Annotated in this window: 1 protein-coding gene; it reads right to left on the reverse strand. The window is 49.4% G+C overall.

Features of this window, described 5'->3' with window-relative positions; all coding sequences use genetic code 11:
* On the reverse strand, positions 1-433 hold a 433-nt coding region (locus DYI25_RS22295), incomplete at both ends, for a hypothetical protein (protein ID WP_213372949.1).

A 433-nucleotide genomic window follows, 5' to 3' on the forward strand; every position in this document is an offset into this window, starting at 1 on the left:
ATGTGTGCCTGCTCGAATTTAGGGCGGGACTTGGTTGTTTTGATCGGCTCGTCACCATTTGTCTGGGGTCCGTTTTCTTTGAGGTCCGCGAGGAGGTGGATGTACTCTTCTCGCGAGCTTGACACAGCTTTGAACTCGCAGACAGACTTCCATGGGTTTCCAGACAAGTAAATCCGCGGCGATTCTTTGGAATGCATGGTAGCCTTAATTAGTAGCGTTAGTATTCCAGTACTAGAATAAATAATCTCACCATCGATAATCCAATACCTCTTTCGGGAGGAATCTTGGCCAAAGGGTTGAATCCGCAAGCTCTCCCTGCTGTTGGGATCCTCTGGGGGAGGCGGCGCATGCATTTCTTTCTCTGATTTTTTCTGGTGCTTCGCTGCTCGGACACCCCATGCTTTGTCAATAATGTCCTTGATCCGCGTGCAGT

The sequence above is a fragment of the Mesobacillus boroniphilus genome, assembly GCF_018424685.1.
Taxonomy (GTDB): domain Bacteria; phylum Bacillota; class Bacilli; order Bacillales; family Cytobacillaceae; genus Mesobacillus; species Mesobacillus boroniphilus_A.